The 9,047-nt window shown below is 46.3% G+C and carries 7 protein-coding genes; 6 read left to right on the top strand and 1 reads right to left on the bottom strand.

The window, feature by feature from the left end; genetic code table 11:
• The first annotated feature begins 514 nt into the window (after nucleotides 1–514).
• The 4 genes from AC06MN_RS03565 to AC06MN_RS03550 all read left to right on the top strand — a co-directional run bounded on the left by AC06MN_RS03565 (nucleotide 515) and on the right by AC06MN_RS03550 (nucleotide 4,706).
• Nucleotides 515–1,507, top strand: coding sequence for a type I phosphomannose isomerase catalytic subunit (locus AC06MN_RS03565; RefSeq protein ID WP_475670980.1), 993 nt, complete (start codon nucleotides 515–517; stop codon nucleotides 1,505–1,507).
• A 134-nt stretch (nucleotides 1,508–1,641) separates the two neighbouring features.
• Nucleotides 1,642–2,136, top strand: coding sequence for a TlpA family protein disulfide reductase (locus AC06MN_RS03560; RefSeq protein WP_475670979.1), 495 nt, complete (start codon nucleotides 1,642–1,644; stop codon nucleotides 2,134–2,136).
• Nucleotides 2,137–2,150: 14 nt separating this feature from the next.
• Complete coding sequence (locus tag AC06MN_RS03555; RefSeq protein WP_475670978.1) at nucleotides 2,151–3,887, top strand: DUF6029 family protein; 1,737 nt, start codon at nucleotides 2,151–2,153, stop codon at nucleotides 3,885–3,887.
• A 12-nt stretch (nucleotides 3,888–3,899) separates the two neighbouring features.
• Nucleotides 3,900–4,706: an Omp28 family outer membrane lipoprotein gene (locus AC06MN_RS03550; protein WP_475670977.1), complete on the top strand. Its 807-nt coding sequence runs from the start codon at nucleotides 3,900–3,902 to the stop codon at nucleotides 4,704–4,706.
• Here AC06MN_RS03550 and tsaA read toward each other — a convergent pair.
• On the bottom strand, nucleotides 4,699–5,373 hold the full coding sequence (gene tsaA, locus AC06MN_RS03545; RefSeq protein WP_475670976.1) for a tRNA (N6-threonylcarbamoyladenosine(37)-N6)-methyltransferase TrmO: 675 nt from the start codon (nucleotides 5,371–5,373) through the stop codon (nucleotides 4,699–4,701). The two genes, AC06MN_RS03550 and tsaA, sit on opposite strands and share 8 nt — an antisense overlap.
• Nucleotides 5,374–5,577: 204 nt before the next feature.
• On the opposite strand from tsaA, the gene AC06MN_RS03540 reads away from it, so the two are divergent.
• Both AC06MN_RS03540 and AC06MN_RS03535 read left to right on the top strand, forming a co-directional pair.
• Entirely contained in the window at nucleotides 5,578–7,917 is a 2,340-nt protein-coding gene (locus AC06MN_RS03540) for a TonB-dependent receptor (RefSeq protein ID WP_475670975.1), read from the top strand.
• Nucleotides 7,918–7,921: 4 nt separating this feature from the next.
• A complete protein-coding gene (locus tag AC06MN_RS03535; protein ID WP_475670974.1) occupies nucleotides 7,922–8,800 on the top strand; it encodes a DUF4249 family protein in 879 nt (292 codons plus the stop codon).
• Nucleotides 8,801–9,047 lie beyond the last annotated feature (247 nt).

The following is a 9,047-nucleotide window of genomic DNA, read 5'->3' as shown; positions in this document are numbered from 1 at the left end:
CGATTCCGATGAATGAATTTTTCATAGTTTTGTGCTTTGAAATTAAACCATTGTTTGATTCTCAAGGTCGGGCTAACGGGAAACTGTACTGCGCTATCACTTTAAATAGGCTCCGAGCCTAACTTTCTATCAAGCCTTTGCGGCTTCGTTCCAGAGGATCCCAAACAGATTATAGGCTCATGGCCTAGTGCAATCTATGGATTGTCCTCTGGAAGTTAGTCCCTCCTTCACACAACAAAGGAGGTAGGAAATAACCTTGTACGAATTCACGCTGCAAACTTAAAGTGTAATCCATAAAATCTGTAGTTTGTTGAAACCCAGCGTCATCTGCGCAATCAGCGGTTCAAAAATCCTCTGCGGAAGTCAGCGGCTTCAGCGGTAGAGATAACCATCGGTGTCAACAGAAATCCCTCAATGTTTTGGCTGGGGAATTACTATCATGGTATCTTTCAAAAAAATAAAGGCAATTTCAAACCAAAATTCCTATATTTGCAGCGTTTTAATGGCATCCTTTATGGCAAACGTGCTGTATCCTTTCAAATTCAAGCCCATCTATAAGGACAAAATCTGGGGTGGACGCAAGATAAAAGACATTCTGCATCAGGATTTTGGTCCTTTGCCTAACTGTGGCGAGGTGTGGCTCCTCTCAGGCCTTTGGGACGAGCAGAGCGAAATCCTCAATGGCGATTTTAAAGGCGACGAAATCAACGATTTGGTGGAGACTTTCATGGGCGACCTCGTCGGTGATGCCGTCTTCGACAAATATGGCGAGCAGTTCCCGATTCTGATAAAGGTTATCGATGCCAACGACTGGCTTTCGGTGCAGGTGCATCCTGATGATGAGCTGGCCGCGAAGCGCGAAATCGGCATGGGCAAGACCGAGATGTGGTATGTGATGCAGGCCGACAAGGATGCCGAACTGGTGTCGGGCTTCAACCGTGACCTCAACCGTGCCGAATATGCCAAAGTGCTGGAACAAGGCCGCTTGCAGGATGTGTTGAATCATGAAAGTGCCCACGAAGGCGATGTGTTCTTTATTCCTGCCGGTCGTGTACACGCTCTTGGGCCTGGCATTATGGTGGCCGAGATTCAGCAGACCAGCGACACGACCTATCGCATCTACGATTGGAACCGCATCGATGTGGCCGGCATGAAACGTCAGCTGCATGTGGCGGAATCGCTTGATGCCATTGATTTCCAAAATCCTGAGTCGTTCAAGACACCTGTCGCCAACAAACTCAATCAGACGGTGCCTGTGGTCGACTGTCCGTATTTCGTTACCGACATGTTGCAGCTCGATGGCGAGATGGAAAAAGACTACTCTAACCTCGATTCTTTCGTCATTCTCATCAGCACCAAAGGAAATTTTTCGCTGAAATGGGAAAATGGCATGGAATGTGTAAGGGAAGGAGAATGTATCCTGATTCCGAACTGCATCAAAGATGTGACTATCAGGGCGGAAAGGTACTGCAAACTATTGGAAGTGTATATGAATGTAGAAGAATAAAGGGTTGTCAGTTATCGGTTATCAGTCAATTTGAACTGTAAACTGAAAACCGACAACCGAATCTTGAATCTTAAAATATTAAATCTTTAAATCTTTAAATCTTTGAATCATTAAATTATCAAATCAATAAACTCATGAAAAGATTAGCTTTACTCTTTGTGATGGTGCTGGCAGTAGCCGGCCTTCACGCGCAATCGAAAACCGATTTGCCGAATGTAACGATTAAGGACCTGAACGGCAAGAATGTGAACATTGCCAAACTGTCGAATGACGGCAAGCCTTTTGTCATCACTTTCTGGGCCACTTGGTGCGGACCTTGCATTAAAGAACACAACGCCCTTGATGACGTTTATTCCGACTGGAGAGACGAAACCGGCGTGAAAATTTATTCCGTTTCCATCGACGATTCACGTTCAACGGCTAAGGTGAAGCCTTTCGTTGAAGGCAAGGGCTGGGAATTCGACGTTTTGCTTGACACCAATAAGGAATTGGCTCGTGCCATGAATGTCAACAATCCGCCTTTCACCTTCCTGTTCGACGGCAATGGCAAAATGGTTTATCAGCATTCAGGTTATTTTGAAGGCGCTGAAGAAGACCTTTACCAAGAAATTCTCAAGATTGCTAAATAAACGTTTTCTCAAATATGAAACGCTTACTATTATTATCAGCAATGCTGATGGTTGTGCTCGTCGTACGGGCACAATCTGTTATTGATAATGCACAGGTAAATGGCAGTTTCCAAACCGATGCCCAATTTTATATGCCCGACGAAGGCATTGACATTACCTCCGACAACATCAATGGCAAGAAGTTTGCCGTTAATGGATTCGGAAAAATTTCCTATTCTTTGGGCAATTTCTCGGCCGGAATCCGTTTCGAGGCTTTCATGCCACAGATGAATGGTTTCCGTGAAGAGCTGAAGGGCGTCGGATTGGCCAATTTCTACGCAACATACGACGATGGCACCATCGGCGTTACGGTTGGCGATTTCTACGATCAGTTTGGCAGTGGCCTCATTTTCAGAACTTACGAGGAATGGTCGTTGGGCATGGATAATTCCTTGCGTGGTGTGCGTACCGTTTTCCGTCCAGCTCAAGGCATCACCTTGAAGGGCGTGTATGGCCGCCAGCGTTATTACTGGGCACCTTACCTTGATCGCGATTGTGCCGAAGACGATGTGCGTGGCATTGTCCGTGGCGTGGATGGCGAATGGGATCTCAACCAAAGCATTCCATCATTGAACGACAGCAAGTTCCGTGCTTCCTTGGGCGCAAGCTTCGTGAGCAAGAAACAGGAAGACAAGAGCTTGTTCTACTACATTCCTGAAAATGTCGGTGCTTTTGCAGGCCGTGTCAATTTGGGTTATGGACGTTTCAGTTGGAGCACCGAATATGCCTATAAAATTAATGACCCGTCGGCCATCAACAATTTCATCTACAAAGAAGGACAGGCTTTGCTGACTTCTTTGTCGTATTCACAGAAAGGCCTTGGCGTTGTGCTGCAATTGAAGCGTATCGACAATATGAGTTTCAAGTCGATGTACACGGCTAAAGAAAACGACCTCGACATCAACTTCATTCCTCCGATTAACTTCACGCACACGCACAGTCTACCGTCGATGTACACTTATTCGACCCAGCCCAATGGCGAAATGGCTGGCCAGTTTCAGGTGAACTATACTATTCCAAAGGGAACGGTGCTCGGTGGAAAATACGGTACCAAGCTGACTTTCAATATCAGCCAAGTGAACGACATCAAGCGTGATTCCATTTGGGATAACGGTCAGTTGGTGCTGAACAAAAAAGGCACGGATGGCTACAAATCTCCATTCTTTGCTGTCAGCGACCATGTGTTCTACCGCGACATCAATTTTGAAATCGACAAGAAAATCAACAAGAACTGGCACGTCACCGCCCAATACATCAATCTTCTGTATGACATGGAGACCATCGAAGGCCATGTAGGTGTACCTGATGTCCATGCCAATATCGGTTTCCTTGATGTGACTTACAAGATTAACACAAGAAACAGCATCCGTCTCGAATTGCAGGGCTTGTGGGATAGCGTTGACAAGAATACCGTTGTCAACGAAAGCGAAAAGAAAGACTATCTGAAGCGTGGCGACTGGGCTTTTGCCTTGCTCGAATACACCATTACGCCTCACTGGTTCTTTTCCATTGCCGACAAATACAACTATGGCAATCCGTTTTCCGAATACCGCGACCATTACTTCACTGGATCAGTCGGTTATGTAAAGGATGCCACCCGCATCTCCTTGAGTGCAGGCCGTCAGAGCGAAGGCGTGGTTTGCGTCGGCGGCGTTTGCCGTACCGTCCCTGCTTCGTCAGGTGTGACTTTAACCATTTCAACTTCATTCTAAATTTTGACTGTCATGAAACAATTATCTTTAATCCTTTCATTGGCTGCCGTGGCACTGTTTACAGTGAGTTGCGACAAGATAGACAATCCTCACAAGCCATTTACACCAGCAGGTGGCGACAAGACCGTACTTATCACCGACTTTACGGGCGTGCGTTGCGTCAACTGCCCTGCCGCTGCCGAGACCGCTCACGAATTGCAGCATAAGTTTGGAGAAGACAAAGTCTTCATTATGAGTGTCCATGCTGGCTTTTTGGCTCAGCCTGTTGGCAATTTTCCCGATTTCACCACTGAAGAAGGCGCATTATGGTATGGAGAGAACAATTCCAATCCATTGTTTGCAGTCGACCATATCGACATTATACCTGGCGAAGGTAATTGTCTATATATTGAGCAGGTGGATTCGCCTCTAAGCCAGTATATCGTCGAGCCACAGACTTTCAACGTTCAGATTTATAACGAATATGACGAAGAGACAAGAATCCTGAAAACGGAAACTGATATCGTTGCCATTGCCGATGTAGCAGGCGATTTCTACATGACTTCTTGCATCGTCGAAGATAGCATTATCGGTCCTCAAGTGACAAGTGCCGGGCTTGATGCCATGTATGTCCATCGCAATGTCTTCCGCAAGACCATTAATGGTGCATACGGCGACACTTTCCTTGAAGGACAGGTTTATGTAAACGATGAATATGACTATAAGTATGAAATCCAGCTGGATTCCACTTATAACGCTGACCAGTGCTATATTCTGTCATACGTTTACGAAAAGAAGACAAAGAAAATCTTCCAGACTGCTATGACAAAAATCAAGTAATCGGACAGATGTCTTGTACTTTTAGGGTCATTTCCTCTACACGGAACTTGACCTCAACAGCCCCGAATGTCATCCCATAGATGCGTTCAGGGTTGTTTTGGTATTGGGGCCTTGGGTCGTGCGCCAGCACAGCGATAAGACTTTCGCGCTGATCTTCTGGCACTTTTGCAAGTAAGGTCTCAGGGAAATCTATCTCAAGCAGGTATTCGGCAGGCCGTGTGGCGAAGCCGCTGATGGCTTCGGGGTGGCTGTCGGTGTAGGCAATGTAAGGCTTGATGTCGAAAATGGGTGTGCCGTCCATGAGGTCGGCGCCCAAAACGTACAGCACGGGGCCGAGTTTCGGGTCGGTTTCAATCTTGTCTAATTTCACCGACGAGAGTCCGATGGCATTTGGACGAAAAGGCGAGCGTGTGGCGAAAACGCCTTTGCGCACGTTGCCGCCCAAACGTGGCGGACGCACGGTAGGCGACCAATCGTCGCGTACCGCTTCCGAGAACTCCCAAATCAACCAAATGTGGGAAAAATCCTCCAAGCCGCGGAATGCATCGGGGTTGCGGTATTCAGGTTCAAAGACAATGGTGGCTCTCAAACTACCAATGATGCCGCTTTGACGCGGAACGCCGAACTTGCTCGGGAACTCGCTATGGATGTGTGCTATCGTTTTCATTATGAGGTGCAATATTAGGAAAAAATCAAATGTAAACATGACTTTGGAAGCTGTTTTGATTGCATGGATTATTTCGTTAATTCTGGTATGCTTTTAGAACTTTGTGCCACGTTTCCTTGTTATTGTTGCTGTAATTTTGAAATTGGTTGAAATGAGTGGCGGAAATGCGATTTTGTTTGTACTTTTGCTAATTGTTTTTGAAATATGCAGAGAAAAGTCTTTACATTGATAATCTGTCTGTTGGCGTGTTTGACAAGTGCCTTTGCCCAGCAAAAAGGCACGGTTTCGGGTGTTGTCAAGGATGGTGAATCAGGTGAGACGATGGTGGGCGTTTCCATTTATGCCGAACAATTGAAAACTGGAACGACCACCAACGAGAAAGGTTATTATGAGCTTTCCTTGCCTTTTGGAAAACACATATTGCAAGTTTCGTGCATTGGCTATGATACTGAAATCAAGACAATAGACATCTCAAATAAGCCGTTGAAACTCAACTTTTCCTTGAAAACTGATATAACCACGCTTTCCGAAGTGCAGATAACTGGCGAAAAGAAAGACCGTAACGTGTCGGAAATGGCGATGAGCGTCCAGAAGCTCGACATGATTACCATAAAAAGGATTCCCGCCTTGTTGGGTGAAGTCGATGTCATCAAGACGATACAGCTTTTGCCTGGCGTTCAGGCGGCTTCAGAAGGATCGTCGGGCTTCAGTGTGCGCGGCGGCGGCACCGATCAGAATCTGATACTTTTGGACAATGCACCTATTTATAATGCTTCGCATTTCCTGGGTTTCTTCTCGGTGTTCAACAATGATGCCGTGAAGGACGCTACACTTTACAAAGGCGACATTCCTGCCAATTACGGAGGCCGTCTCTCCTCGGTGCTCGATGTGCAGATTAAAGACGATATGCCTAAAAAACTGACCGGCTCAGGTGGAATCGGCTTAGTGACAAGCCGCCTGACGCTTGAAACGCCTCTGCCAAATCAAAAGACATCGCTTTTGCTTGCGGGTAGGGCGACTTATTCTGGCCTGATAATTCCTTTCATCAAGAAATTGAGAGGTTCCAACATTTATTTCTACGACCTGAATGCGAAGGTGACGCACACATTCAATAAAAACAACCGCATTTTTTTCTCAGCCTATCATGGCCGCGATAAGTTCATCATGGATGAATCGTTAGGCTTAGGCTATGGCAATTCGAGTGCCACCTTGCGTTGGAATCATGTATTTAGCGAAAGACTGACTTCCAACTTGTCCTTAGTCGGCTCTCGTTACAATTATTCCATTGATGTGCTGTTCGATCCATACGACTTCAACATTAAGGCGGGTTCTGATGACTTGAAGCTGTCATACGATTTTTCGATGATTTGGAATGAGAATAACATTTCGCGCTTTGGCCTTGCTTCCGGCTTCGTGTCGTACAAGCAGGGTGAGCTGGACGACAGGGGCGGTGCTGTCGCTCAATACATTGGTGTCGACCAGACGGAAGTCGTAAAGCGGAAAGGTTTGGAACACGCGCTTTATTTCTCTCACGACCAGACGTTTTCTCCACGTTTTTCGATGCGTTATGGCTTGCGCATTTCGGCTTTCCAGAACATCGGCAAAGAAGATTTCTACATTTTCGATGCCAATCACGAAGTGATGGATACGGTTTACTATAAGTCAGGCGAAATCTTTCATAGCGAGATCCATCCCGAACCGCGCTTGGCAGCCATGTTCCGTATCGATGAAAAATCGTCGCTGAAAGCCTCTTATTCGCGGACGGTGCAATATGCTCAGGTGGCTTCGGCGGCTACTGGTGGCCTGCCTTTCGATGTGTGGTTTCCGATTAGTCCGAACATTAAGCCGCAGAAATGCAATCAGTTTGCCGTGGGCTATTTCCGTAATTTCAGGAACGATGCCGTCGAAACCTCAGTTGAGCTTTATTACAAGGATTTCAAGGATGTCATCGACTTTAAGGACAATGCGCTGACATACGGCAACGTGCTCATTGACGGTGAATTGCGTTGTGGCAAAGGCCGCTCTTTTGGTGCGGAGTTCTTGGTGAGGAAGAATGTAGGCAAATTCACAGGCTGGATTTCCTATACTTATTCGCGCACGTTCCGCACCATTCCTGAAATCAATTTCGGGAAGGAATACCGCTCGCCTTTCGACCGCCCACACAATTTTGTGATTGTGGCGGACTATGAGTTTTCGCCTCGCCTGAATGTCGCGCTCAACTGGATTTACAACACCGGCCAGCCCGTGACTTTCCCCTACGGGCAATACACGATTGACGGTGTAACCTACGCCATTTATAACGGTAGCCGAAACGAAAGCCGTTATCCTGATTATCACAGGATGGACATTTCGGCAACCTGGAAATTAGGCGATTTGGAAAACAAAAAATGGCAGCACGAATTGAATTTCTCTGTCTACAATGCCTACGCGCATCATAATACTTGGGCCATAACTTTCACCTCCGATGATGAGCATCGTATCAAGACACAAAAAATGTATCTGTTCTCGGTGGTGCCTTCGGTTTCTTATAACTTTAAATTCTAAGACTATGAAAAGGAAAAACCTGCTTGTCGCGCTTCTCTTTCTGATGACGTTTTTTTCATGCAAAGAGGATATTATTGTCGATTTGGAAAAAGGAGAACCTCTGATTGGCATTGAGGCATCATTTACCGATGTTCAGAAACGTCATGAGGCCATCTTGAGTTACACTGCTGATTTTTATAACAGCTCTGACATCGTGATGATTAGCGGCGCAAGGGTATGTGTCACCGATGGCTTTGATACGATTCCGTATCTTGAAAGGCCAGATATGCCGGGGCATTATTTCACGGATTCGGTTGCGGGCAAAAAGAAAACGCTGTATCGCCTGATTGTCGATGTTCCCGATGAAACTGAGCCTGATGGCTGGCAGCATCTTTTTGCCGAAAGCTACATGCAAGATAATGTTGAGGTGATTGATTCGCTTGTGGTGAAACCTTATTACAAGCCTTTCACGACCGACACTTTGCTGATGGAGGTGGTGCCTTATTTCCAGAGCCTTCAGGATTCTTCCATTATCTATATGCTTGATATATGGCGCAACGACACTTTGCGAACTGACACTTTGTCGCAGAAGACCATTATTCCGATGGGAGGTTATGCGGGCTATTATGTCAACGGCCCTGAGATGCTGGAAAAAAATTATGAAATTCCGGTGGCGAGCTACAACAAGGACAAACTGACTGTGGGTGACCATTTCCGCGTGGATTTCTACAGCATTCCAAGCGATTATATGCTCTATTATTTCGGCGTGTTGACCTCAATGGGCAGCAATCCGATGATGGGGCCGCCCACCAATGTCGACACCAACATCCAGCCCAAAGGCAAAGGCGTAGGCTGGTTCTATGCCGCCTCGGTGGTTTCAGCGGAATGTGATTACAATCGGTAATTTGAAAATCCGCGCAATCCGCGGTTCAAAAAAATCATGTTCCGCCAAGGCGGGAGAGAGTAAATTCGGAGTAAATTTTTCGAGTAAATTTTGGAGTAAATTTCTTTGGCTCTAGTATAATAAAAGACTGAATTTGCCGTTAAAGACAGAAAAGCGAAGGAAATGAGCGACTACATTACAGCAGAAGAGATCGTGCGACAGGTTCGGATGATGCCGGTTCAGGAGCGTGCTCGGCTGAAAGACATCC

It is taken from the genome of Candidatus Limimorpha sp. (assembly GCF_056203535.1).
This window is presented reverse-complemented; position numbering and strand designations above follow the sequence as displayed.

Coding starts and splice junctions, on each gene's coding strand:
- AC06MN_RS03565 (WP_475670980.1), top strand. CDS start 515: ATGGCAAACGTGCTGTATCCTTTCAAATTCAAGCCCATCTATAAGGAC.
- AC06MN_RS03560 (WP_475670979.1), top strand. CDS start 1,642: ATGAAAAGATTAGCTTTACTCTTTGTGATGGTGCTGGCAGTAGCCGGC.
- AC06MN_RS03555 (WP_475670978.1), top strand. CDS start 2,151: ATGAAACGCTTACTATTATTATCAGCAATGCTGATGGTTGTGCTCGTC.
- AC06MN_RS03550 (WP_475670977.1), top strand. CDS start 3,900: ATGAAACAATTATCTTTAATCCTTTCATTGGCTGCCGTGGCACTGTTT.
- tsaA (WP_475670976.1), bottom strand. CDS start 5,373: ATGAAAACGATAGCACACATCCATAGCGAGTTCCCGAGCAAGTTCGGC.
- AC06MN_RS03540 (WP_475670975.1), top strand. CDS start 5,578: ATGCAGAGAAAAGTCTTTACATTGATAATCTGTCTGTTGGCGTGTTTG.
- AC06MN_RS03535 (WP_475670974.1), top strand. CDS start 7,922: ATGAAAAGGAAAAACCTGCTTGTCGCGCTTCTCTTTCTGATGACGTTT.